This is a genomic window from Sphingomonas sp. Leaf339, from assembly GCF_001426195.1.
GTDB lineage: Bacteria > Pseudomonadota > Alphaproteobacteria > Sphingomonadales > Sphingomonadaceae > Sphingomonas.
This window is the reverse complement of the sequence record NZ_LMRS01000045.1, coordinates 1-24928: the sequence shown is the minus strand read 5'-3', so window position 1 is coordinate 24928 and position 24928 is coordinate 1. Positions and strand designations below refer to the sequence as shown.

The 24928-nt window shown below is 62.7% G+C and carries 20 protein-coding genes and 2 pseudogenes; 12 read left to right on the top strand and 10 right to left on the bottom strand.

Features of this window, described 5'->3' with window-relative positions:
* Positions 1–127: 127 nt before the first annotated feature.
* The 3 genes from ASG67_RS14245 to ASG67_RS14235 all read right to left on the bottom strand — a co-directional run bounded on the left by ASG67_RS14245 (position 128) and on the right by ASG67_RS14235 (position 5092).
* Positions 128–634 (bottom strand): DUF3237 domain-containing protein, encoded by a 507-nt coding sequence (locus ASG67_RS14245; protein ID WP_056531514.1) that lies wholly within the window; start codon positions 632–634, stop codon positions 128–130.
* Between the two features lie 27 nt (positions 635–661).
* Entirely contained in the window at positions 662–1927 is a 1266-nt protein-coding gene (locus tag ASG67_RS14240) for a spinster family MFS transporter (protein WP_082543556.1), read from the bottom strand.
* Positions 1928–2185: 258 nt separating this feature from the next.
* The gene (locus ASG67_RS14235; RefSeq protein WP_056531511.1) at positions 2186–5092 is read right to left on the bottom strand and encodes a TonB-dependent receptor domain-containing protein; all 2907 of its coding nucleotides are present in this window, start codon (positions 5090–5092) and stop codon (positions 2186–2188) included.
* Between the two features lie 332 nt (positions 5093–5424).
* Here ASG67_RS14235 and ASG67_RS14230 point away from each other — a divergent pair, with 332 nt between their 5' ends.
* The 11 genes from ASG67_RS14230 to pcaF all read left to right on the top strand — a co-directional run bounded on the left by ASG67_RS14230 (position 5425) and on the right by pcaF (position 16431).
* Positions 5425–6876, top strand: coding sequence for an NAD-dependent succinate-semialdehyde dehydrogenase (locus ASG67_RS14230; protein WP_082543555.1), 1452 nt, complete (start codon positions 5425–5427; stop codon positions 6874–6876).
* Between the two features lie 14 nt (positions 6877–6890).
* Positions 6891–7856, top strand: a complete 966-nt coding sequence (locus ASG67_RS14225) for an amidohydrolase family protein (RefSeq protein WP_056531509.1) — start codon at positions 6891–6893, stop codon at positions 7854–7856.
* An 18-nt stretch (positions 7857–7874) separates the two neighbouring features.
* Positions 7875–9356, top strand: coding sequence for a carotenoid oxygenase family protein (locus ASG67_RS14220; protein WP_056531506.1), 1482 nt, complete (start codon positions 7875–7877; stop codon positions 9354–9356).
* Between the two features lie 75 nt (positions 9357–9431).
* The gene (locus tag ASG67_RS14215; protein ID WP_200940810.1) at positions 9432–10037 is read left to right on the top strand and encodes a TetR family transcriptional regulator; all 606 of its coding nucleotides are present in this window, start codon (positions 9432–9434) and stop codon (positions 10035–10037) included.
* A 53-nt stretch (positions 10038–10090) separates the two neighbouring features.
* Positions 10091–10801, top strand: a complete 711-nt coding sequence (locus tag ASG67_RS14210) for a CoA transferase subunit A (RefSeq protein ID WP_056531502.1) — start codon at positions 10091–10093, stop codon at positions 10799–10801.
* On the top strand, positions 10801–11460 hold the full coding sequence (locus tag ASG67_RS14205; protein ID WP_056531499.1) for a 3-oxoacid CoA-transferase subunit B: 660 nt from the start codon (positions 10801–10803) through the stop codon (positions 11458–11460). Before ASG67_RS14210 ends, ASG67_RS14205 begins: the two co-directional genes overlap by 1 nt.
* Positions 11457–12173, top strand: coding sequence for a protocatechuate 3,4-dioxygenase subunit beta (gene pcaH / locus ASG67_RS14200; RefSeq protein WP_200940809.1), 717 nt, complete (start codon positions 11457–11459; stop codon positions 12171–12173). The genes ASG67_RS14205 and pcaH overlap by 4 nt, the downstream gene beginning before the upstream one ends.
* Entirely contained in the window at positions 12163–12879 is a 717-nt protein-coding gene (gene pcaG, locus ASG67_RS14195) for a protocatechuate 3,4-dioxygenase subunit alpha (RefSeq protein ID WP_156460840.1), read from the top strand. The genes pcaH and pcaG overlap by 11 nt, the downstream gene beginning before the upstream one ends.
* A 7-nt stretch (positions 12880–12886) precedes the next feature.
* Positions 12887–14029 (top strand): lyase family protein, encoded by a 1143-nt coding sequence (locus ASG67_RS14190; RefSeq protein ID WP_056531497.1) that lies wholly within the window; start codon positions 12887–12889, stop codon positions 14027–14029.
* Positions 14030–14032: 3 nt separating this feature from the next.
* The gene (gene pcaD, locus ASG67_RS14185) at positions 14033–15226 is read left to right on the top strand and encodes a 3-oxoadipate enol-lactonase (RefSeq protein ID WP_056531495.1); all 1194 of its coding nucleotides are present in this window, start codon (positions 14033–14035) and stop codon (positions 15224–15226) included.
* Complete coding sequence (pcaF, locus tag ASG67_RS14180; RefSeq protein ID WP_056531493.1) at positions 15226–16431, top strand: 3-oxoadipyl-CoA thiolase; 1206 nt, start codon at positions 15226–15228, stop codon at positions 16429–16431. The genes pcaD and pcaF overlap by 1 nt, the downstream gene beginning before the upstream one ends.
* A 468-nt stretch (positions 16432–16899) precedes the next feature.
* On the opposite strand, the gene ASG67_RS14175 is transcribed toward pcaF, so the two are convergent.
* Entirely contained in the window at positions 16900–17337 is a 438-nt protein-coding gene (locus tag ASG67_RS14175; RefSeq protein ID WP_056531491.1) for a winged helix-turn-helix transcriptional regulator, read from the bottom strand.
* A gap of 69 nt (positions 17338–17406) precedes the next feature.
* Here ASG67_RS14175 and ASG67_RS14170 point away from each other — a divergent pair, with 69 nt between their 5' ends.
* On the top strand, positions 17407–18354 hold the full coding sequence (locus ASG67_RS14170; RefSeq protein WP_056531489.1) for an aromatic alcohol reductase: 948 nt from the start codon (positions 17407–17409) through the stop codon (positions 18352–18354).
* Positions 18355–18433: 79 nt separating this feature from the next.
* Here the strand turns inward: ASG67_RS14170 and ASG67_RS14165 are convergent.
* The 6 genes and pseudogenes from ASG67_RS14165 to ASG67_RS19890 form a co-directional block, all read right to left on the bottom strand.
* A pseudogene (locus ASG67_RS14165) lies at positions 18434–18823 on the bottom strand (IS5 family transposase); the annotation flags it as partial.
* 132 nt (positions 18824–18955) lie between these two features.
* Positions 18956–19648: pseudogene (locus ASG67_RS14160) on the bottom strand (IS3 family transposase); the annotation flags it as partial.
* Positions 19649–19713: 65 nt separating this feature from the next.
* Positions 19714–20280, bottom strand: a complete 567-nt coding sequence (locus ASG67_RS19590) for a thermonuclease family protein (RefSeq protein WP_235535228.1) — start codon at positions 20278–20280, stop codon at positions 19714–19716.
* Positions 20281–21162: 882 nt separating this feature from the next.
* On the bottom strand, positions 21163–22356 hold the full coding sequence (locus ASG67_RS14150; protein ID WP_056531482.1) for an IS91 family transposase: 1194 nt from the start codon (positions 22354–22356) through the stop codon (positions 21163–21165).
* Positions 22357–22363: 7 nt separating this feature from the next.
* Positions 22364–23269, bottom strand: coding sequence for a tyrosine-type recombinase/integrase (locus ASG67_RS14145; protein WP_056531480.1), 906 nt, complete (start codon positions 23267–23269; stop codon positions 22364–22366).
* Positions 23270–24382: 1113 nt separating this feature from the next.
* Positions 24383–24878: recombinase family protein (locus tag ASG67_RS19890; protein ID WP_414887676.1), on the bottom strand; the 496-nt coding region annotated here is incomplete at its 3' end.
* Positions 24879–24928 lie beyond the last annotated feature (50 nt).

Sequence of the window (24928 nt, the reverse complement as noted above, 5' to 3'; positions counted from 1 at the left end):
GCAGAGGGGGCAGGGCGCTAGTGATCGGGGCGAAGACAGGTTTCATCTAAGGAAATCTATCGGCGCGGGGCGGACACGCGCCCGCGCTCCTGTGCGAACGCCTGCTCGGTCCGGAGAAAAACCGCCATTACAGCAGCATGAAGTAGCGCAGGAACAGCACCTCAGGGTGCCGCTCACCAATGCCGACGAACACGTGCTTGGACAACCATTCATACTTGCCTAGCGGCGCTTCGAAGCGGGTATAGGTTCGAAGATAGTAGCCGTTCGGATCGGCCACTGCGCGCTTGGCGTCGAGCACCGCCAACGTTTCCGGCGGCGCGTGGCGATATCCGGTGTTGATGATGTTGATATAGACGCCGTCGTCCGTCTCGAACGTATAGCGCGCGTCTACGATACCTACACCGTCTGGGCGCAGCAGAGGCCAGTCACCGCCGCCGGGAAGGATCTTTCCGCGCAATTTGGGCCCCTCGAAGTCACCGCCCAGAATTTCCAGCATCTTGCGGTCACCTGATCCGCCGACGTTACCCAGCACCCGGAGTTTGGGGTTCACCAGCACACGGGTCTGCATGACGAAGTCGAGCTCGGGCTCACTGACGCGAGTGGGTTGGATATCGGGCGTAAGTTCGATAGGCATGACAGACCCTTCAAGACCAAGAACAGTTTAGGAGACGGCGCTTTCGGCGCGTTCGATATCGTGCGCGACATACCGCGCGCCGAAGGCATAGAGCAGGCAGGCCAGCAGCGCGCCCGCCGCCGGGATCAGGAGGGCGTAGCGCAACGCAGCTTCGCCATGGCTGGCATGCAGCGCATCGCTGGTCGCACCGATCGCCAGTGCGCCCAGGCCCATGCCGAACAGCTGCGTGAGGGATACGAACAATGCGGCCGCAAGCGCTCGGCTCCGGATCGGCGAGACGGTCTGGATCAGCGAGAAGACCGGCCCGAGTTGCGCTCCGATGGTCATGTTGACCAATCCCAGGCAGACGATGGCGACGGCAAGACTTGGTGCGAAGAGGAAGGCGAGGAGCGCCAGCCCCGATACACCGCAGATGCAGGCGGGAAACAGCATGAACCACCGCTGCCCGTAGCGACGGACGCACCAGGTAGCGATCGACCCACCGGCAACCGCGCCTGTGACGCTCAGGCCCGCGCGCAGGAGGGCGATGGTCGTCCCGACGGATGCGGTATCCAACGCATAGATGCGGCGAAGATAGCTCGGGCTCCAAACCTGGATCCCGAAGATGTTGAGACCCATCGCCATGCTGGCCAGTACGGCGATAACAAAACTGGGTCGCTGCGCCAGTTCGGCCAGGGCCGCACCGAACGGCAGAGCCGGCAGGCGGTCGATGGTCTCCCCTCGCGGAGGCTCCTTGAGCGTCAGGTGCATGATCACGGCGAGGACGATGCCGGGCAGGCCTGCGACGAAAAACGCGGCCCGCCAGCCCCAGATGTGGCTGACCCAGCCACCGACGAGAAAGGCCAGGATCACCCCGATCTCACCCCCCGCACCCATGATGGAAAATGCGCGCGGACGTTCGGCCTTTTCGAAGTTGCTGGACAGCAGGGCGTGAGCGGGACCGGTCAGGCACGCCTCACCGACGCCGACGCCCATGCGCGCGATCGCTAGCAGGATAGCGCTTGTCGCAAGCCCGCTGAGACCCGTCATCACGCTCCACATCAAAAGTCCGACGATCAGGACGGTCACGCGGCGGGAGGTGTCGGCCAGGCGCGCAAGCGGGATACCCAGCAGCGTCTGGAATGCGGTGAAACCGAACCCGGTGATCAAGCCCATGATCGTATCGGAGAGCTGATACTCCTGCTTTATCGGATCAAGCAGCAAGTTAATGATGTTTCGATCGGCGTAGCCCAGGGCATAGACGGCGGTGAGCAACGCAAGCGTGTAGCGAGCATCCCGTGGAGCAACGCTCATGCTCGCGTCCCCAGATGGACGGGTCGTGCTTGCAGGAGGCAAAACTGGTCTCTCCTATCCGCCACGGCTGTCATCTGCCTTCTCCTTATATGCTATTTGAGAACGTCGAACACGAACGGTTCATCGGTTGTCAGGCCGGAGCCTGACATCTGCATTGGCTGGACGGGGAAAGTCGCACTCCATTTGCAGAGTCAGGCATGGGATCGCACCGCCGTATTTTGGCTCTCAATGGTATGCGGACATCGCGGGACTGCACCCTTAGTACCGGACTCGGGCGCCGAACCGAAACCGCCGGCCGGGAACATCGTAATAGCTCGCAGCGGTTCCGCGGTTGAAGTACTGATACGGAATTTCGCTCGGCGGATCGGTGTTGAAGACGTTGTCGATGCCACCGAAGAATTGGAACTTCCCTCGGGTCGATGTCGGTACAGTCCACTCGGCCGAAAGGTTCAGATAGGCAATGGCCGGAACCTTGTTGGGACCCACCAGCTTCCCTGCAGGGGCGAATTTATCGAGTACGGAACTGCCGGTGTACCGGACGTTCGCCAGGATATTCAGATTGTTCACGTTGTAGTTGACGTTGGCAGATCCGGTCCAGTGCGGCGTATCATCTCCGGGGAAAAAGAATCCTCCGCTGATCTCGCCGGCACGATTGAAGGTACCGAGGGCGTCGCTCGTCGTGAACTTGTCGACGTAGGTGGCATAGGTGCTAAGGTCGAACCGACCGCCCAGGGCCTGAAACCCGTAAGCCAATTCAAAGTCCAGCCCGCTGGTGCGGATGCTGTTCAAATTGGCTGGCGAACTGTCGATGAGCGGTACGCCGCTTACGACGCTGATCCGCGAACAATAGTCTGTCAGACCTTGCTGTTGGCAGCCGTTGATGAGCGCCTGCGAAGCCACCGTCGCGATCGCTCCCTTCAGACGAATGTCGTAATAATCCACGCTGAACCGAAAGCCGCGCAAGAAAGTGGGCGAGAGGACAAGCCCGAAGCTCAGCGTATCGGCCCGCTCGGGCTTCAGGTTCGGATTGCCGGTCGTCCTGGTATTCGCCAACGTCGAGACGCCATTGTAGATGACGGCGTTCTGGGACGTCGTCAGCGGCTGGAAAAGCTCGGACAGGTTCGGCGCCCGGATATCGCGCGAGCGGGTGCCACGGAAGCGCAAGCTGTCGTTTACTTCCCACGTCAAGCCGCCCTTCCATGTGGTGACGTTCCCCGCCTGCGAGTAATGCGTCTGCCGCACGGCTCCGTTCGCCTCGAGGCTTTGAAAGAATGGGACGTCCCGCAAAAGCGGAACACCGACTTCGCCATAGCCTTCATAGACGGTGGTGGATCCGGCGATCGGCTGGGTGTTCCCGAGATTGAACGCGCGTGCCAATGAGCCCGCGTCCACAGTGACATCCTGGCTGTCGCGCCGATACTCGGCTCCGACCGCTACCGACACCGCACCGGCCCAGGTCGAGAACGGACTACCGGCGATATTGGCGGCCGCCGAGGTCCGCTCCGTGATTTGACTGACGTGCTGGGTGCCGACTAGCCAAGCTTGTTGGGCAGCCGTCAGGGACGAATTCTCGCCGAAAATGTTAAACGGGGTGCATCCGGGCGATGTTACCGTGACTCGGTTGACGCGACAGACGATCTGGCCCGCCGAATTGGTCACCGCATCGATGGCGTTCTGGAACCGGCGTGTTCCCACGGGATCGCCGGGCAGGGCGCCATCGATCCGCGTGGTCAAGTCGTAGTCGATCTTATTGCGACCGTAGCCGACATAGGCGTCGTACTTCCAACCGCCCCCCAACGCCCCGTCTACGCCAACACTGCCGCGCCACAACGTGTTGTCATCGGAGTAGACATAGGCACCCAGGTCGCGGGAAATCCGACCGACCGTAATGGTGCTGACGCCTGCCGCCGCCATCCCCGTTCGCACCGACTGCGGCAGAAATGCGTTGTCGTTCCGGATCGAGAGCGCCGCATCGCGAGCATAGAGGAGCGTGTGAGGAGCGCCAGAGCCGGCGTAGTTGACAGTTGCATGCACGTTAAACGCGGGACTGAACTCATAGTCGACACGGGCGAGGGCGGTGTACCGTTTGTAAGGCATGGAAATTTGCGCTGCATCGTAGTTGAAGCTGCGCGGATTTCCGCCACCTTGCTGGGTAGTGGACGTGGCATTGCCGAAATTGTTGCCGTACGCGAAGCTGTACGGTGCGCCGCCCGCGCCAAAGGCCGTGCCGCGAAGTGGGCCGCTGTTGATGATGCCGCCGTACGTCTGATTGCTGAGCTGGAGGTCGCTCACCAAATACTGAACGCCATTGGCACCCGCCACGATTCCGCCAGCGCGACGCGACCAGTCGCGGGCCTGCAGCGTGCCTATACCCGCACTCTCCGCATAATCGCCGCCGAGCAGCACGTGCCCGCCCGCGCCGAAGTCGAAGCCGCCTATGATACCGGCGCGATAAGTCTGGTTATCACCATATTGGGTGACGCCTGCCTGTCCTTCGGCCTGAAGGCCCACGAACTTCTTCTTGAGGATGAGATTGACCACGCCCGCCACCGCATCGGAACCGTACGCAGCCGATGCGCCGCCGGTGACGACTTCGACGCGATCGAGCATGATCGACGGGATGATGTTGAGATCGAGGGTGCCGGTCGTCGTGGTGGGCACGACCCGCTCGCTATCGATGAGCACCAGCGTGCGCGTGACGCCGAGACCGCGAAGGTTGACGAAGTTGCCGCCGGCCCCCCCGCGGAAGGAGGTGGCGGTTGACGTCGAGGACGTCGCCGACGAACGGACCGCCGGGATCTGATTGATGAAGTCGGCGACGTTGGATTGTCCCTGCCGCTCCAGCAAGGCGGAGCCGAGGACGGTGGTCGGCGACGGCGCGGTGAAGCCTGTCGTTGACAGGCGCGACCCGGTGACGACGATATCGCCCGTACTGGTCGAGGAATTACCGGTTGCGGCGTCGGCCGTGGTTGCTGCATCGGCCGTGCTCGTCGGGGACGCTTGCTCGGAAGGCAAGGTTCCAGGCGCAACGGCCGGGCTCTGACGGACAGGCTGTGCCGGCGCATTTTGCGCTTGCGCCTGTGCGATCATGGCGGTGGCAATCACCAGTGCGCTGGCAGTGCGTTGAAGACCTGCCGCGCCGAAAATTATAGTTGCGTGCTTCATGCTATCCTCTCCTCACGGTCGATGGCTCTGCCGGCCCGTTGGCATGACTTTGCCTTTTGAGTGACAGGTGTCAACCTTCAGTTTATGTCATTCAACCGGTTGCGTTCATCAAAGTGACAGGTTACTGGTGTTGACACTCAAGCTCTGTCATCAATCCAATGGTGAAAATTGGAGGGGCGTTACGTTTGGGTTTGGAGGGTGTTGCCGTGTTGCTCGATCATCGTCGCAGGCCGTTCCGCGCCTTCTGAACACTGTCGGGCGCACCCGGCAAGTTGCCTACGAACTATGTTCATTCCCAATAGCTGAACGGCTTGCAACGCCGGTGGAGGACCATGCACAGTTACAAAACGCCCTTTCTCTGGATCGACGGCGAGCGGCTGGGTCCGGATGACCGTGGCACGATGCCGGTAGTCAACCCTTCAACGGGGGAGGTGCTCGCTGAGCTGCCGCTGGCTGATGAGAAGGATCTCGACCGGGCGGTTGCTGCGGCGCAGCGGGGTTTTCAAATCTGGCGCGCTACATCCGCCTATGATCGGGCGAAGGTTCTCCGACGGGCCGCCGAACTCCTGCGAGAGCGCAGCGAGGAGATCGCGATTCAGATGACGCTGGAGCAGGGAAAACCGCTCCACGAGGCCAGGGGCGAGATCACCGGCACGCCCGACTTCCTGGATTGGGACGCGGACGAAGGACGGCGCATCTACGGGCGCCTGATCCCGTCGCGGGTGCCCCGCCAGCGACAGATGGTGATGAAGACGCCGATCGGCCCGGTCGCGACCTTCACGCCGTGGAATTATCCCTTCATGATCCCTGTGCGGAAAATCTCGTCGGTCCTGGCTGCGGGGTGTTCGTGCATCATCAAGCCTGCCGAGGAGACGCCGAATTCGGCGCTCGCGATCGCGGAGGCTTTCGACGAAGCGGGTTTGCCGAAGGGCGTGCTCCAGGTGGTCTTCGGCGTGCCTGCGCAAGTTTCGCAGCATCTGTTGACGCACGCCGGGATCAAGGGCTTCGCCTTTACCGGATCGACCGCGATCGGCGCCGAACTGGCGAGCCTTGCCGCGCGGCAGGTCAAGCGCTCGGTTATGGAACTCGGTGGCCATGCGCCGATCCTGATCTTCGACGATGCGGATATCGAGGACGTCGCGCAACTGACCTACGCGCGCAAGTTCCGCAACAGCGGGCAGGGGTGCATTTCGCCGTCGCGGTTCTATGTGCAGGAGCGTAGCTACGACCGGTTCTGCGACCGGGTGGCCGAACTGGTCGGATCGATCAAGGTCGGCGACGGCTTTGCACCGGATACGCAGATGGGACCATTGGCGCACGAGCGCCGCGTGCCGTGGATCGAGGCGCTGATCGCCGACGCGGTGAGCAAGGGGGCCCGGCTCCTATGCGGTGGAAAGCGTGTCGGTGACACTGGCCACTTTATCACTCCGGCTGTCCTGGCCGACGTGCCGGACGATGCAAGGGTGATGCATGAGGAGCCATTCGGGCCTTTGATTGCGTTGAACAGCTTTACCGACACCGACGATGCTATCGCCAAGGCCAACGCCACGGAGTTCGGCCTCTCGGCTTATTGCTTCACCCGCGACAACGCGACTGCCATCCGCGTCGCCGATGAGATCGAGGCGGGCATGATCGGGATCAACAGCTTTGCGGTAGGCGCGCCCACCTCCATCGCCTCGCCGGAAACGCCGTTTGGGGGCATGAAGGCTTCGGGCTATGGTTCCGAGGGAGGTATCGAGGGTCTCGAGCCTTATCTCGACACCAAGTTCGTCAGCCAGTTCTAAGGGAGTAGGAGCCGGTGCGGATCGACGTTCACGGACATTATACGGCGCGCCCCTTTTACGAGGCGCTCGAAGCCTTGCCGGGCGTGACGGTGGAAAGGCGCGCCGCCGGGGTGCATTTCCTGAAGCGTAACGGATCGAACTGGTTGCCGTTTTGGGATCGGATGTTCGATCCAGACGAGCTGTTGCGCGATATGGACGCCAAGCAGATCGACCGGCGCATCCTATCGCTCTCCACCCCCAGTATCTATGAATTTCCGCCGGAGGCACGCATCGCGCTGTGTAGGGCGGAAAACGACCGGATCATCGCGCGGATCGCCGCCGATCCCGACCGGTTGAGCGCGGTCGTCACTCTTCCGCTGCCCGACGTCGAAGCTGCCTTGGCAGAGCTGGAGCGGGTGCGGACGGCGCCTGGCGTCGTAGGGCTTTCGCTCGGCTCCAACCTCGATGGCGTCCCTCTAAGCGATACCCGCCTGGAGCCGCTCTGGGCCCGACTGAACGAGCTTCGTTTTCCGGTCGTCGAGCACCCGATGGTGCCGACCTTCGCTGGCGCGATGGACGAGTTCGCGTTGGGGGTAAGGGTGGGCTTTCTCTACGACACCAGTCTGGCCATGGCACGGCTGATCTATGCCGGCGTCTTTGAGCGTTACCCGGACTTCCCGTTCGTGGTAGCGCATACCGGCGCTGCGTTCGTCGACCTGCTCGAACGGCTCGACAATGGATATCGGAACTATGCCGATTGCCGTGCGCATATCACCCAATTGCCGAGTATGTTCGCTAAACGCTTTTGGTACGATACCTGCTCGTTCTACCCGCCGTTCATCGAGATGGTGGGTGGCATCGTCGGGTGGGACCGCATCTTGTTCGGGACCGACTATCCGTTTGTCGACCTGGGTGCCGAACACGTCACAGCGTTGAACATCGATGACGTCACCCGCGCTGCGGTGTTGGGCGGCAATGCGCAAAAGCTCTGGGCGTTCTAGGCACAAAAGGAGGTCGTGATGTCCACGCTGTTTCCCAATGAGTTCGTCTATTCCGGCTTCATGAAGCCGAACCGGTTCGAAGGAGACATCTTCGAGCTGGAGGTCGAGGGCGAGGTCCCGGCTCATCTCGACGGCACCTTCTATCGCGTCGGTCCCGATCCTGCGTTTCCTGCCAAATCAGGCAAGGACATCGCCTTCAACGGCGACGGCATGGTCACGACCTTCACGTTTCGCGACGGTCATGTCGACTTCAAATCGAAATATGCATTGACCGACAAGCTGAAGCTGGAGCGCGCGGCACGCCGTTCGCTGTTCGGCGCCTACCGCAATCCCTTCGACGACGATCCCACAGTCCGGGGTCAGATCCGCGGTACCGCCAACACCGGCATCCAGCTGCACGGTGGGCGCCTGCTTGCGATGAAGGAGGACAGTCCGCCATTGGAGATGGATCCCATCACCCTCGAAACGGTCGGCTACACCGATTTTGGCGGCAAGCTGTCGTCGAAGACCTTTACCGCGCATCCCAAAGTCGACCCGAAGACCGGCGAGATGTTCGCCATGGGCTATGCCGCCAAGGGCGAAGCGACGCGTGACCTGGCCTATTACGTCATCAGTCCGGACGGTGAGATCATCCACGAGGCGTGGCTGGAGGCACCGTATTCGGGAATGATCCACGAATTCGTCATCGGCGAGGACTATGTCGCCTTTCCGCTGACCGCGGTAACCAGTGACATCGAGCGGCTGAAGAAGATGGACGTCCACTTCCGCTTCGACCCCTCGAAGGACAGCTATGTCGGCGTTCTTCCGCGTTATGGCCGCGGCGACGAGGTTCGCTGGTTCAGCGGTCCGAACCGCTTCGCGCAGCATTTCGCCAACGGATTTCAGGAAGGCCGGCGCATGCATCTCGATGCGCCGGTCGCGCACGGCAATGCCTTCCCCTTCTTTCCCGACATCAACGGCGCGCCATTCGACGAAGAGAAGTCGCTGTGCCGGTTGACCCGGTGGACCGTCGATCTGGATGACAACGAAGGCAAGATCGTCGAGACGGTGCTGTCGCCAGCTACTGGCGAGTTCCCGATCGTCGACGACCGCTGGCAGGGGCAGGCCTATCGCACCCACTTCATGATGGTGCAGACGCCGGGCCAGGCCTTCGCGCAGGGCAAGAAGATGATGTTCCGGACCATCGCGAAGATCGACGTGACGAGTGGTGAGACCATCTATCACACCGGCCCGGACGAGGTGATCTTCCAGGAGCCGATCTTCATCCCGCGGTCGCCGGACGCGCCTGAAGCCGATGGCTATCTTGCCTTTCTCATCACTCACATGACGGGGCAGCAGCTTTCCGAATTGTGGCTGGTCGATACGGCGGATTTCGAAGCGCCGCCGATCGCGAAGGTAAAGCTGCCGATTCGGCTGCGTCCCGGTCTGCACGGCGAATGGTACGAGCGCTCGTTCATCGAAGAGCAGATCCGGATTGGCCGAGTACGTGCAAGCGAATAATATCCACGCGGCTTTGCTTGAGGCATTTCGTGTCGGCTCCTACACATCGGTTGTGCCGCTTGATGGGAATTGAATTTGGCTGAGACTTCTACACCGGTTTCCGACGTCCCCGATATGCGCGAGCGCATTTTGCAGGCGGCGGAAGATCTTCTGCGTCGGCATGGTCCTGCAAAGACGAAGGTCGTGGACGTGGCGCGCCATCTGGGGATGAGCCACGCGAACGTGTACCGACACTTTAACAGCAAAGCCGATATTCAGGATATGGTCGCAGCGCGCTGGCTGCGCGGCATTGCCGAGCCTCTTTACTGTTTCGTCGCGCAAGATTCTCCGGCCGAAGCTCGGCTCCGTGGGTGGGTAGATGGGCTTATTGCGGTCAAGCTCGACAAATTGGCAAGTGATCCGGAGTTGTTCGCTACGTATAATTCGTTGGCAGAAGCATCACGCGACGTGATTGCAGAACATGTTTCGCATTTGCGTGAGCAAATCGCCGCTATTGTTGCGGATGGCGTAAAGCGCCGTGAGTTCAAAGTGAATGACATATCACGTGCGGCTCGCGCGATTCACGAAGGGACTAGCCGCTTTCAGCACCCTTATTTCGTCACACGCGGCGACGCTCGGCCGGACGGCGTCGAGGCGGTAATGGACTTGCTTATCGCTGGGCTGAAAACCGGCGTAATCTAAGAGATTCTGTAATTCAGCACATATTCTGGCCCCGAAATGAAAGATCGAGCAGAATGAAAGATAAGATCTACGGTAGTTCAGCGGCGGCTCTCGAGGGGCTTTTATCCGACGGCATGACGATCATGTCCGGCGGCTTCGGCCTGTCGGGCAATCCCGAAAGCTTGATTCCCGAGATCCGCGCGAGCGGGGTCACTGGGCTGACGGTGATCTCCAACAATGCCGGCGCCGATGGGTTTGGGCTATGGACACTACTGGAAAGCCGGCAGATTGCCAAGATGATCGCGAGCTATGTCGGCGAGAACAAGCTGTTCGAGCAGCAATATCTGAGCGGCGAGCTTGAGCTGGAATTGACGCCGCAGGGGACTCTAGCTGAGCGGATCAGGGCGGGGGGGGCGGGCATCCCGGCCTTCTACACCAAGACCGGCGTCGGCACGGTAGTGGCTGAAGGCAAGCCGGTCGAGACGTTCGATGGCGAGGACTATGTCCGCGAGACGTGGCTGCGAAGCGACTTGTCCATCATCAAGGCGTGGCGCGCCGACCCGGCGGGTAACCTGATGTTCCGCAAGACCGCACGCAACTTCAACCCGAACATGGCGACGGCGGGCAAGGTGACCGTCGTCGAGGTCGAGGAGATCGTGGAAGCCGGAACGTTCGATCCCGACTGCATCCATGTGCCCGGCATCTATGTCGACCGCATCGTGCTGTCGACGATCAATGAGAAGCGGATCGAGAAGCTGACCGTACGTCAGCGGGAGGTGGCGTAATGGGCTGGACACGAGAACAGATGGCGGCGCGCGCGGCGCGCGAACTGCAGGATGGATATTACGTCAATCTTGGCATCGGGATTCCGACACTCGTTGCGAATTACATCCCCGACGGCGTGAACGTGACGCTGCAGTCGGAAAACGGGATGCTTGGCATGGGGCCGTTCCCGTTCGAGGGTGAGGCCGATCCAGACTTGATCAATGCAGGCAAGCAGACGATCACCGCGCTGCCAACATCGAGCTTTTTCTCCAGCGCAGAGAGCTTCGCAATGATCCGCGGCGGGCATATCGACATGGCGGTGCTGGGGGCGATGGAAGTCGCCGCCAATGGCGACATCGCCAACTGGACGATTCCCGGCAAGATGGTGAAGGGCATGGGCGGCGCAATGGATCTCGTCGCTGGGGTGAGGAAAGTGGTTGTCGTGATGGATCACGCAAACAAGGCGGGCGAGCCCAAGATCCTGGAAGCGTGTACGCTGCCGCTCACCGGCAAGCGCGTGGTTGATCTGATCGTCACCGATCTGTGCGTGTTAGCTTGCGACAAGAAGGCTGGCGGGCTGACATTGGTCGAGCTCGCACCGGGCGTGACGCTACAGGAAATGCGGAGCAAAACCGGCGCGGCGTTCGATGCGGCGGCGTTCGAGAGCGTTGCGGCATGAGCGACGTGATGCCCTATACCCGCGAAGACGCGGATTTCGCGCCGTCGCTGTCGACGGACTACCGTTCGACCGTGGATCGCAGCCCGCGTGAGCCCTTGATCATGATCCCGCCGACGCTGACCGAAACGACCGGACCCGGTGCCTGGGACCGGCTGATGGTCGGCCCGTCCGGAATCGACTTGACCGCGCAGCACAAAGACGTGCCACAGGGCCAGCGCATCATAGTGTCTGGACGGGTGCTTGATGATCGTGGGCGCGCTGTCCCCGATACGGTCATCGAAATCTGGCAGGCCAACGCCTCGGGCCGCTATGTCCACTCGGTGGACAATTGGGACGCCCCCCTCGATCCGAACTTCACCGGGGCTGGGCGTGTGGTGACGGATGCCGAGGGGCGCTACAGCTATGTGACGATCAGGCCTGGCGCATACCCGTGGGGCAACCACATGAATGCGTGGCGGCCGGGGCATATCCATCTGTCACTCTTGGGACCGGCGTTCGCGACGCGGCTTGTGACGCAGATGTACTTTCCCGACGATCCGCTGATCGAGATCGATCCGATCGCCAATGCCGTCCCGATGCCCGCGCGACAGCGAATGGTCGGGCGGTTCGACATCAAGACGACCAAGCCCGCCTGGGCCTTGGGCTATCTGTTCGACGTCGTGCTGAAGGGCCGCAACGAAACGCCGTTCGAGGATCACGATCATGACCATTGAGACGGTTGTCGCCAACATACCCTTGGAAGACCGCGAGTCCGCGCCCCGGCTGGATAATCAGGATCCGACGATCTTCGGGCAGACGCCGTCGCAGACAGTCGGGCCGTTCTTTCACTATGGGTTGCCGTGGAAGGGCGGAGCAGATCTGGTCGGCAAGTCCGATATGGGCGCGCGGCCCGATCTGTTCGGGGAAGAGCATTATGTGCTCAACCTTTCGGCGCCGACCGGCATCCCCGAAGGCGAGGTGATCGAGATCGCGGGGCAGATCTTCGACGCGAAGGGCGTGGCCATCCTCGATGCGATGATCGAGATCTGGCAGGCCAATGCCGCCGGCCGCTATGCCAGCGTCGACGACACACGCGAGGACGCCCCGCTCGATCCGCACTTCGTCGGCTTCGGCCGGGCGTCGGTCGATCCCGACGGCATCTACCGGTTTCGCACGATCATGCCAGGTCGTGTACCGGGGCCCGGCAACACGCTGCAGGCGCCGCACTTGGCGGTGTCGGTGTTTGGGCGAGGCCTGCTCAATCGTCTTGCGACGCGAATGTATTTCCAGGACGGCGATGGCAATGGCGATGACCCGGTACTGGGCGCGGTGCCCGACACGCGGCGGCAGACGTTGATCGCTCGGCGGCGAGACGACGGACACTGGTGGTTCGATATCCATCTTCAGGGCGAAGCCGAGACGGTCTTTTTCGCGCTATGATCTCGACATGACCGACCTGCTTCGTAGCCGTCCAGTCGCGACGCCCACTATGTTAGCTGTATTCGATGACAATGCCACGATTTGCCATGCGCTGGCATTCGAAGCTGCGCTATCACGTGCGGAAGTGGCGGTGGGGCTGATCGCGGCAGATGTCGGGCAGGCCATCGCCGATGCTTGCACGACCCTGGCGATCGATCCGGTGATACTCGCCGACGAGATGGCGCTTGCGGGGACACTTGCCATTCCGCTGGTTGCACGATTACGCACTGCGCTGACAGGCTCGGCTGCCGAGGCCGTGCACAAGGGCGCAACCAGTCAGGACGTCGCCGATACTGTATTGATGATGCAGATACGGGCGGGTGCCACGCTGTTGCTCGCCGATCTGGACCGTGCGACCGCCGCGCTACGTGACAAGGCCGCGCGCCATGCCGAGACGCCGGCGATCGGACGAACGCTATTGCAGGATGCGATGCCGGTCGCGTTCGGCCTGCGGTTCGCGCACTGGATGGCGGGAATTGGCGCTGCTGCCGAGCGGCTGCGTACCGACGTCGTCGAAAATGCATGTGTGCAGTTCGGCGGGGCGGCGGGGACGCGCGCAGGCCTGGATGGTAAGGGCGCGGCTGTCGCGGCGCGGATTGCGGCCGATCTCGGGTTGGCTAGAAGCGAGCCTTGGCATGCGCGCCGAATCGGGATTGCGGCGATCGGCTCCAGTCTGGGCATAGTGATCGGTGCGCTCGGCAAGATGGCACGGGACATCTCGTTGCTATCGCAGAACGCTGTCGGTGAAGCTAGCGAGCCCGCCGTCGCCGGGCGTGGCGGATCGTCCGCGATGGCTCATAAACGTAACCCCACGGGGTGCCAGGTCGCGCTGTCGGCCGCGACCCGAGCGCCGGGCTTGGCCGCCGCACTCCTCGGCGGATTGCCGCAGGAGCAGGAGCGCGGTCTGGGCGGCTGGCAGGCGGAAGGTCCTGTAATCGCCGATCTGTTCCTGCTTGCCAGCGGTGCCGCGGCAGCAATGGCGGATGTCGCGGAAGGCCTTGAAATCAACGAGGCGGCGATCGCTCGCAACCTAGATAGCGCCGGCTTCGGCACTGATATCGGAGAGAGTGTCGCGATCGCCTGTGCACTAATCACCCGGTACGAAAGATAGACTATGCCCTTTGCAGCCAGGGGCGGCGTCCGCCTCTATTGGAAACTCGACGGTGCGCCGGACCTGCCGGTGCTTGTCCTGCTCAATTCGATCGGCACCGACATGGCGTTGTGGGATACGACAGTGCCCCATCTTTTACCCGCCTATCGTCTGCTCAGGATCGATACGCGTGGACATGGCGCATCGGATGCGCCCGACGGTGATTACAGCCTCGGCATGCTGGCCGACGATATCGTCGCGGTGATGGATGCGGCTGATGTGGAGCGGGCGGCAGTGGCGGGCGTGTCGCTGGGGGGCATGATCGCCATGGAACTGGGCCTCCGCTACCCGAGACGGGTCAAAGCGCTGGCGCTTATCTGCACATCGGCGGCGATGGATGCGAGCGCTTGGGCTGCGCGGATCGCTACCGTGCGAGATAGGGGCACCACAGCTATTTCCGACCTGGCCATGGGGCGGTTCCTGTCACCGCAATTCGTCGCGACCCATGCTGGCGTGGCGGAAAGCGTGCGGCAAGGGCTGATCGCGATGCCGGATGCCGGCTATGCCGGATGCGGCGCCGCGATCCGCGACATGGCGCTGATCGACCGCCTGCCGCAGATCGCGGTGCCGACTTTGGTCCTAGCAGGCGACCGCGATACGTCCACGCCGTTCGCGGGACACGGCGAGCATATCGTCGACGCGATTCCCCACGCGCAGGTGGTGCATCTGGACGCAGCGCATCTGGCACCGATCGAAACACCGGCGGCGCTGGCCGCGACTCTGCGCGCGTTCCTATCGCCGGACGATGGCAAGCGCGATGCCGCCGAGACGTTGTTCGAGGCGGGGCTTGTCAATCGGAGGCGTGTCCTGGGTGACGCCTGGGTCGATGCCTCGCTCGCCAAACGTACTGCCTTTACCGCCGATTTCCAGGCGATGATCACGCGGATCGCCTGGAACGAGATCTGGGGCCGGCCGGGGCTCGACGATCGGAGCCGGCGATTTATCGTGCTGGCCATCACGCTGGCGCTCGGCCGCTGGGAGGAGTTCGCGTTGCACGTCCGAACCGGATTGATGCGCCACGGATTCACGCGCGAGGAATTGAAGGAAGTGCTGATGCAATCGGCAATCTATGCCGGTGTTCCTGCCGCCAACACTGCCTTTGCCGAAGCGGGCAAGATTATCTCCGAGCTCGACTCGGCCAGCGAAGGATTGAACTGATGGCCGACGCCTTTCTCTGCGATGCGATCCGCACCCCGATCGGGCGCCTCAACGGCTCACTAGCAATCGTGCGCGCGGACGACCTCGCGGCCATTCCTATCAAGGCTTTGATGGAGCGTAACCCAGGCGTTGACTGGGATGCGGTAGACGACGCGATCCTCGGCTGCGCGAACCAATCCGGCGAGGATAATCGCAATGTGGCGCGAATGGCGATCCTGCTAGCCGGCCTCCCTGAGGGCGTGTCGGGATCGACGATAAACCGGCTGTGCGGATCGGGACTCGACGCGATCGGATCTGCGGCACGCGCGATTCGTAGCGGCGATGCGCAATTCATGATCGCTGGCGGCATCGAGAGCATGACGCGTGCACCCTATGTGATGGGCAAGGCGCAAGCACCGTTCGACCGCGCGCAGAAGCTGGAGGACACCACGCTCGGCTGGCGCTTCGTCAATCCGGCGATGAAGGCAGCGTACGGGGTCGACGCCATGCCGCAGACTGGCGAGAACGTCGCCGACCAATGGAAGGTCAGCCGTGAGGATCAGGACCGGTTTGCGCTTGCAAGCCAGGAGAAGGCGGCTGCGGCGCAGGCGAGCGGCCGTCTCGCAGCCGAGATCGTGCCGGTCACGATCCCGCAGAAGAAAGGTGATCCGATCGTTTTTTCTGCGGACGAACATCCGCGTGCGACTACCCTGGATGTGCTCGCTAGGCTGAAGCCCGTCGTTCGCGCAGACGGGACCGTGACGGCCGGCAATGCTTCAGGTCTAAACGATGGCGCGGCGGCGACACTGATTGCGTCCGAGAGAGCCGCATCGCAGCACGGCCTTACGCCCCGTGCACGGATCGTAGCTATGGCTGCGGCAGGCATCGCGCCGCGGATCATGGGCGTCGGGCCGATCGAGGCCGCGCGCAGGCTAATGACGCTGGGCGGCATTACGATTGATCAGCTCGACGTGATCGAGTTGAATGAGGCATTCGCGAGTCAGGCGATCGCCACGCTTCGGGATCTCGCCATAGATCCCTTCACCGACCCGCGCGTGAATCGCAACGGTGGCGCGATTGCGCTCGGTCATCCGCTCGGCATGTCGGGCGCACGGATCACCATGAGCGCCGTCGAGGAACTCCACCGCACAAGTGGCCGCTATGCGATGGCGTTCATGTGTATTGGGGTCGGGCAAGGGATTGCTCTGCTGCTCGAACGGATCTGACGGAAAAGCTCTGTTAGATTAAAAGCTTCGTGTAGTAATGACACGGGGAACGGGGAAAAGATTGGCGATCTTGGCAAGGCACAGCACTTTCCGATCACCGATCGGCGAGCCGATTCATTCTTGTCTTAAGCAGGCGGAACACTACCACATCTGCCGTTCTGTCGGCAGGAGCATTCTCGTCCGGTTGGGTGAGGCCTTATGGCCGAAGACATTCGCCGACCCGTATGCAAAAGAAGGCGCTCAGAAGGGGACGGCACCGCCCTCTAGCAGACGTTCAAGTACAAAGACGTACGGGTTGCGCTGCCGGAACGTTGCGTTTTTATTTCATGCGGACCGTCCTTATTGGGAAGGAAAGCGGACGGGCGGCTTACGGAGCAGTTTAATGCGATAGCAGACATAGCGGGGCGCGGGCTTTTCCCGAAGACGATGGTATTTCTGGAAAGCTAAGCCTGTAAACCGATATCGCCTTCAGGGCTCTTCTCCCGCGTGCTCCCGATCAAACATCTTCTGTGATGCGCGAAAGCTGTCAACGTTCTCGACGATCCACGTCCAAAGTGGAACCATCCTGACCAGTAGATTCAGTCCGGTTTCGGATAGAGCATATTCTACATGAGGAACCACCTCCGCGAAGTCCTGACGCACCACCAATCCATCGCGCTCCAGATGGCGCAGCGTGCGCGTCAGCATCCGCTGCGTGATACCGTGCATCCGTCGGCCGATTTCCGCATGGCGAAGCTGGCCGTACACGCCGAGCGTATGGATGACACCAAGAGACCAGCGGTTGCCGGCATGGGCCAACACCTCACGGCGAACCCCGTCGTCATCGTCCCGCAGGCCATCACAAACCGTTTGTGAATATCGGAGGATGTCGTCCTCGCTTAGAGATTTAACGGCAGTATCACGCATGTACCCATCTTTCACGCTTGCCCCTGGCTTGCCAGATCACCGTCATCCACGGTGAAACGAGTTAGAACGATGAACGATACAGTCTCCAACGTGAAATCACGCAATATCCTCGTTCTGGGTGCCGGCGAGCTTGGCATGCCAGTGCTTCGCAATCTCGCGCGTCACGCCAATGGCATCGACGGTGCCAAGATCAGCGTCCTTCTCCGCGAGAGTGCCGTGGAGTCGGGCGATCCCTCCAAGCGGCGTGACATCGCCGAAATCCGCGAAGCGGGGATCGAGATCGTGCTCGGCGACCTAGTGAACGACACGATCGATGAGCTGGCATCGCTCTTCTCGGACTACGACACGGTGATCGGCTGCGCGGGCTACGCAGCGGGGATCAACACTCCGATGAAGCTCGCCAAGGCGGCGCTGCAATCCGGTATCCCGCGCTATTTCCCTTGGCAGTTCGGCGTCGACTTCGAGGCGATCGGCCGCGGCGGGCCGCAGGACATCTTCGACGCGCAGCTCGACGTGCGCGCGCTGCTGCGCTCGCAGGACAAGACCGAGTGGGTCATCATCTCCACGGGCATGTTCATGAGCTACCTGTTCGAGCCGGACTTTGGTGTCGTAGATTTGGAGAATAGCGAAGTTCATGCGCTCGGCAGCCTTGATACCGCTGTGACGCTGACGACGCCGGATGACATCGGTATGCTGACCGCCGAGATCGTGTTCTTCGAACCGACGATCCGCAACGAGATCGTTTTCCTAGCCGGTGACACCGTCACCTATGGCGAGGTGGCGGATAAGTTGGAGGTAGCACTGGGCCGGCCGTTCAAACGGTCGGTTTGGACAGTGCCTTTCCTGATGGAAGAGCTAACGAACGATCCAAAAAACATGATGCGCAAATACCGCGCCGCCTTCGCGATCGGTCGCGGTGTGTCTTGGCCGAAGGCAGGCACGTTCAATCATCGGGAGGGCCTTCCGGTTACGGACGTGGTGGCCCTGATCGATGCCGACCTGCGAGGTGAAGCTTGATGGAGACGTCGGTGTCCGCGGTGCTGTGCAAGATCGCCGTCGGGATAGCTGGAGCATTAGGGTCACGACTCATTGATCCGAGCCAGAAGATGACGGTGGCGGCGAGCGCGATAGCGGAAAAGAAGACGGTCGGGCATCGATCGTAGCGGGTAGCGACGCGGCGCCAGTCCTTCAGACGACCGAACATAATCTCGATACGGCTCCGGCTTCGGTAGCGGCGCTTGTCATATGTGACGGGGATGATCCGGGATTTTCGGCCGGGAATGCAAGGCGTTATGCCCTTTGCCTGAAGGGCGTCCCTGTACCAGTCTGCGTCATAGCCGCGGTCGCCCAGCATCCACTGCGCCTTGGGTAGATCATCAAGCAGCGCGGCAGCGCCGGTGTAGTCGCTGACCTGGCCCGCGGTCATGAAGAAGCTGAGCGGTCTGCCTTCTGCATCGGTGACGGCGTGCAGCTTCGTATGCTCGCCCCTTATCCGAATCGTTGTCATCCTACGACAGCAGGTCGTTTGAGGAAGGAGCGAAGGTCATGGACGTATCGGTTCTGGGAATTGATCTAGGCAAGAACAGCTTGAGCTGCTGCCGGTCCCATGGACACGAAGTTAGGCTACATGCGCTTGCCGCTCGAAGTCCATGGGGCTGAGATAGCCCAGGGTCGAGTGCCTGCGCGTCGGGTTGTAGAAGCGCTCGATGTAATCGAACACGTCTGCCTTCGCGTGATTGCGCGTTCGATATGTCTTCCGACCAATCCGTTCGGTCTTCATCGATGAGAAGAAGCTCTCCATTGCCGCGTTGTCCCAGACGTTGCCCGACCGGCTCATCGAGCAGGTGACGCCATTATCGGCCATCAACCGCTGGAACTGCTCGCTCGTATATTGGCTGCCCTGATCCGAGTGGTGCAGCAGCGCATCGGGCTTTCCGCGTCGCCAGATCGCCATCATCAGCGCATCGGTCACGAGTTGGGCGGTCATGGTGTCGCTCATCGACCAGCCGACCACGCGGCGCGAGAACAGGTCGATGACGACAGCGACGTAGAGCCACCCTTCGGCCGTCCAGATGTATGTGAAGTCGGCGATCCACCTCTGGTTGGGCGCCTCGGCGGTGAACTGGCGGTCGAGGATGTTGTCGGCGATGACCGACCGCAGGCCGTCGTCCTTGGGCAAGCCACGACGTCGCGGACGGGCCCTCAGGCCATGGACACGCATCAGCCGTTCGATGCGATGCAGACCACATGAAAGGCCTTCGGCCAGAAGGTCGTGCCAGACGCGCCGCGCGCCGTAGGTGCGATAGCTGCTGACCGTTGGAACTTCCCAATTAGAGTCTGCTTGCGGCCTAGCCCGCGCAATAACGATCTGATCAGCTACCGCCTGAACGGCTCGCATGCGACGCCGTCGCCATCACCGTCCATGTGAGCGCCATAGCCTGGTTGCCCGCGCCGCAATGGAGTGGCGCCAGCTCGGCGAGCCTCGCCGCAGTTGCGATAGCTCCAGCCTGCCTCGGTTGCTGGTGGCGCCGGATGAGCAGCGCGAGAACTCAACCGACGGGGTGAAGCCGGAATACTTGTCAATTGCTTGGTGGCGCCACATCCAATCCCGATCTCGCCGAGCAGGTCCCAGTCAGAACGGTAAATTGCATGCCCGCCAGCAAGCTGCGCGCAGGACAGATCCACGCCGTTGACCCGCACCCGCGCCAGTGTGCGATCGTACCGATCGTAAGCTTGGCGGTCGATTTCCGCCGTTCCACGGGATGCAGCCGCCAGAGCCTCCTTTGAGGCTATCGGGTCTCCGGGAGCGCAACTCCGCTCTTTTTGGCAGTGGCCGGGCAATTCGGGCGCATCGATGCCGATCAGGCGAATGCGTTCCTCACCACAGCGCAAAGTATCGCCGTCAACGGCGATCAGGGTGCAGGCGAGTGCAAGGAGCAACATAGGAACCTAACTTGGCATGTCGGCCTTAACGAGACGTATCAATCCGCCGGCCAAGCCAGGTAACTGCGTCAGGAGGCATTGGATGGTTCGTCCCGGGCGGCAGGAAAAACGTCGGTGCCGCGTGCTATTTGGCCGCACCCGGCCGGGCCATTGTCCACGTGAATGGGACGTCTGATTTCGGGGGGAGCCGACCCACGGCTGAATGTCTGATTCCGGGTCACGCTGTCCGGCAGGAAAACTCGAGCGAGCGCGGTCAAAGTCTGAAAGCCCGTACATGCACCATTTATTCAGAAGCTGGATTGTAGACGCCGCCCTTCCTTCACCAAGGCGGCGGTCATCCTAGGGTCCGCTGCGCCGGGAGGGGGGCCGGTCGTTCTCGCCCGGGTGTGGCTGCGGCGACATTGACTGGACGAAGTTTAGTCGTCGGAGGAGGCCCGCCGAGGGTTGTTCCTCAAGTTGGTATCAAGTCCGACCCGCAGCCACGCAAACCCGAGCGTCATGCCGACAGGGGCGAACGTATCTCCAAAAATGAACGAACGGCGGGTTTGGAGAAGGGGCGGAGGGGCTCCGAATGACCGCCTTTGTGAAGGAAATCGGGCACCGGCAGGTGTACGATTTCCTCCAAAGCAAGAAGCCGCGGGCCGCGAGCGGTAACCTATGGGGTTTTCGGGTTTTGCCTTGGTGAGAGGCGGGCGTCGCGGTCGTTCGGGTCCCCGACGTTGGCCGGCAGGACAGCGTCCATGAGTTGCATTCTGCATTGATTGTGCCCGGAGCTGGGGCACCGGATGGACATTGGCCCGGCAGGTGACATCGCCGGCGCGAGCGGCACCATTGCCGGAAGCGCAGGGGCTGCGGGGCGGGATGTATTGTGGCCATGCCGGGTCATGACGTGGTGGTCCGGGTCGATGCAGGGTGGTGTGGCGGAGCGCGGGGCTGGCGCCAGCGTTCGAAGGTTTCGATGACGAGCATGCGCCCGCCGCAACACGGACATGGCGGGCGGGCGTCATCGGGTTCGACCGGCTCAGCAGTGGTGACGGGCGGGACGGCGCCAAGCAGTTCGCGGGCGCGTTCGAGATGCGCCTTGCGAGTGGCGCCGGCGAGCAGGCCGTAGTGGCGGATGCGGTGGAAGCCTTTTGGCAGGACGTGAAGCAGGAAGTGACGGATGAATTCGGTGGCGGCCAGCGTCATGACCTGCTGGCGGTCGGCGCCGCCCCGGCGGTAATCCTTGTAGCGGAAGGTGACGCCGGTCTGGTCGAAGCGCAGGAGCCGGCTGCTCGAGATCGCGACGCGGTGGGTATAGCGCGACAGATAGGCGAGCACTGTCTCCGGCCCGGCGAACGGCGGCTTGGCATAGACGACCCAGCGCTTCTTCCGGACCGGGGCCAGGTGGCGCAGGAACGTACGCCGGTCGGCAAGATGCGTGAGGCTGCCATGGAAGGCGAGCCGCCCGGCCTCGTGCAGCGCCATCAGCCGGGTCAGGAACAGGCGACGGAACAGCTTGCCGAGCACGCGCACCGGCAGCAGGAAGGTCGGGCGCGACGAAATCCAACGTTGCCCGTCCAACGACAGTCCGCCACCCGGCACGATCATGTGGATGTGCGGGTGATGGGTCATCGCCGAACCCCAGGTGTGCAGGACAGCGGTGATACCGATGCGTGCGCCCAGATGCTTCGGGTCGGCGGCGATGGTCGTCATCGTCCCGGACGCGGCCTGGAACAGCAACCCATAGACCGCCGCCTTGTTCTGCCACGCGATGTCGGCAACCTCGGCCGGCAGCGTGAAGACGACGTGGAAGTAGCCGACCGGCAGCAGGTCGGCCTCGCGCTCGGCGAGCCAGGTGCGGGCCGCCGCGCCCTGGCAGCGTGGGCAGTGCCGGTTGCGGCAGCTGTTATAGGTGACCCGCCAGTGGCCGCAGTCGGTGCAGGCCTCGACATGTCCGCCCATGACGGCGGTGCGGCAATGTTCGATGGCCGACATGACCTTGAGCTGGTCGAGGCTCAGATGCCCCGCACGAGCGACCCGGTATGCAGGACCGGCTGCGCGGAAGATATCGGCGACCTCAATGGAGGCGCGCACGTGGGTGTTACCCGGCCGGCGTCCTGCCCTCCATCAGCGCCATCAACTGGTCGAGCGGGCCGGTCACCGCGCGGATCGTGCGCGTCGCGACCTTGGTGTAAAGCGCGGTGGTCTCGAGTTTGCTGTGCCCGAGCAGCACCTGGATGACGCGGATGTCGACGTCCTGCTCGAGCAGGTGGGTGGCGAAACTATGCCGCAGCGTGTGCGGGCTGACGCGCTTGCGGATGCCGGCCGCCTCGGCTGCCTCGTGAACCGCACGGTGCAACTGCCGCGTCGAGATCGGGTCGGTGTAGCTGCGACCCGGAAACAGCCAGCCGTGCGGTAAAAGAACGCTGCGCCGCTTGCCCTCGCGCCACCAGAGCCGCAGCAACTCAAGCAGTTGCGGCGACAGCATCGCGTTGCGGTCCTTGCGGCCTTTCCCCTCCTCGATGCGGATGAGCATGCGCTCGCTGTCGATGTCGTCGGCTCTGAGGTGCGCCACCTCCGACACGCGTAGACCGGCGCCATAGGCCACGCCGAGTGCGGCCCGGTACTTGATGCCCGGCGCCGCCTCCAGCAGCCGTCCGACCTCCTCGACGCTCAGCACGTCGGGCAGCTTGCGGGGACGCGGCGCCAGCACCAGCTTGCGCGACAGGTCGGGCCGGTCGAGCGTCACGGCGAACAGGAAGCGCAGCGCCGATACCGTTGCGCCGATGACGGACTCGCTGACGCCATGTTCACGCTGGTGAACCTGGAAGCGTCGCACATCTTCGGCGGTCGCGGTATCCGGCGAGCGTCTGAGAAAGGCCGCGAAGGCGCGGACGTGGCGGACATAGTCGTGCTGGGTCCGCCCCCGCATTGAACGCATCGCCATATCGTCGAGCATCCGCTGGCGCAGCGGGGTAACTGTCGGTTCGACAAGTGCAGTAGCCATGATGGATTTCCTCTTGTTGAAGGATCTCCATCGTCTGCCCCCGCTGCCGCAGGGCCAAACCTCAGTGCTGACGCGCTACTTCACCGCCAACACCACTGCCGCGCAGCGGCTTCGTGCTGTGGGTCTAACGGCCATCTGGCAGAAACGCCCGCTCCTGCGCCGCCCAAAGCGGTGCGATCGCATCGGTAGCGGTAAGCGCGGCACCATCGACGCCGTGCCTGAGCGTACCGGCCAGGATAGCGTCGGTGACGGCGGGGGCAAGGAAGGCAAGCCGCACGACGCGGGTGACATAGGCAGGGTTCACGCCCTCGCGGGCGGCAAGCGCGGCAATGTCGAGCTCGCCCTCCCGCAGGGTTTGCCACCAGCGTCGCGCCTTCAGCACGAGCCTGACGAGCGAGGCATTGGCGCTGCGGGTCAGCGCTGCACCATCGTCCTGCACCAGCCGCATCACCCGCCCGGACAGGGTCAGGCGGGCATCGAGGACAGTCAGGATGGTGGCAGGCGCGTCCGCGGTCAGGCTGGTGCCAAGCAGGGTCGCGATGGCGGCGGTGTCCGAGACGATCTCGATGCGCTGCTCATGCAGGCGAACCTCACGGATCAGGTCGCGCACGGTGGCGCGAAGGCTGCCCGTCGGCCCTGCGGCGATGTCGCCGGCGCGGGCCGCGACAGAGGCGATGGCCGCCGCCGGCACCGCCAGCCACGGGCTAGTGGCAAGCGACAGGCCATCGGCGAAGAACTGCGCGGTCCGCTGAGTGACCGCTGCCTCAAGTTCGGCGGCAGGAATGCGCAGGCCACCAGCGGCGGTACCGGTCTGCAGGGTCCGGCTGACATAATAGCGGTAGCGGGCCTTGCCCTTGGTGGCATGGGTGGCGACGAGCGGTTCGCCCGCGGCATCGACGATGCGCCCGGCCAGCAGGCTGGCACCAGCGCTGGTCCGGCTGCGCTGGCGGCCTTGCGTGTTGTCGGCAAGCTTTGCCTGGACGGCGTTCCAGGTGGCACGGTCGATGATCGACGCGTGCAGGGCGGTGTGCACCTTGCCCTGATGATGGATCTCGCCGACATAGGTCGGGCATTTCAGCATGGCGTGGAGCTGGCCGCGGCTGAAGACGACGNCGTGCAGGGCGGTGTGCACCTTGCCCTGATGATGGATCTCGCCGACATAGGTCGGGCATTTCAGCATGGCGTGGAGCTGGCCGCGGCTGAAGACGACGTCGCCAAAGGCTTTGCCGGTCAGTGTCATGCGCCGCGGCGCACGCACCCCGTCGCGCTCCAGTGCCTGCGCTACCAGCCGGACGTTGCCGAGGATCAGATAGCGCGCATAGACATCGCGGACGATGGCGGCGTGGGCCTCGATGATCACGAGGCTGCGCCCATTAGGGGCGTAGCCAAGTGGCGGGGTCCCGCCCATCCACATGCCGCGGGCCTTGGAGGCGGCGATCTTGTCGCGGATACGCTCGGCGGTGACCTCGCGTTCGAACTGGGCAAAGGACAGCAGCATGTTGAGGGTAAGCCGCCCCATACTGGTGGTGGTGTTGAACGACTGGGTGACACTGACAAAGCTGGTGTCCGCGGCATCGAACGCCTCGACGAGCCGGGAGAAGTCGAGCAGCGAGCGGGTGAGGCGGTCGACTTTGTAGACGACGATGATGTCGATGCGCC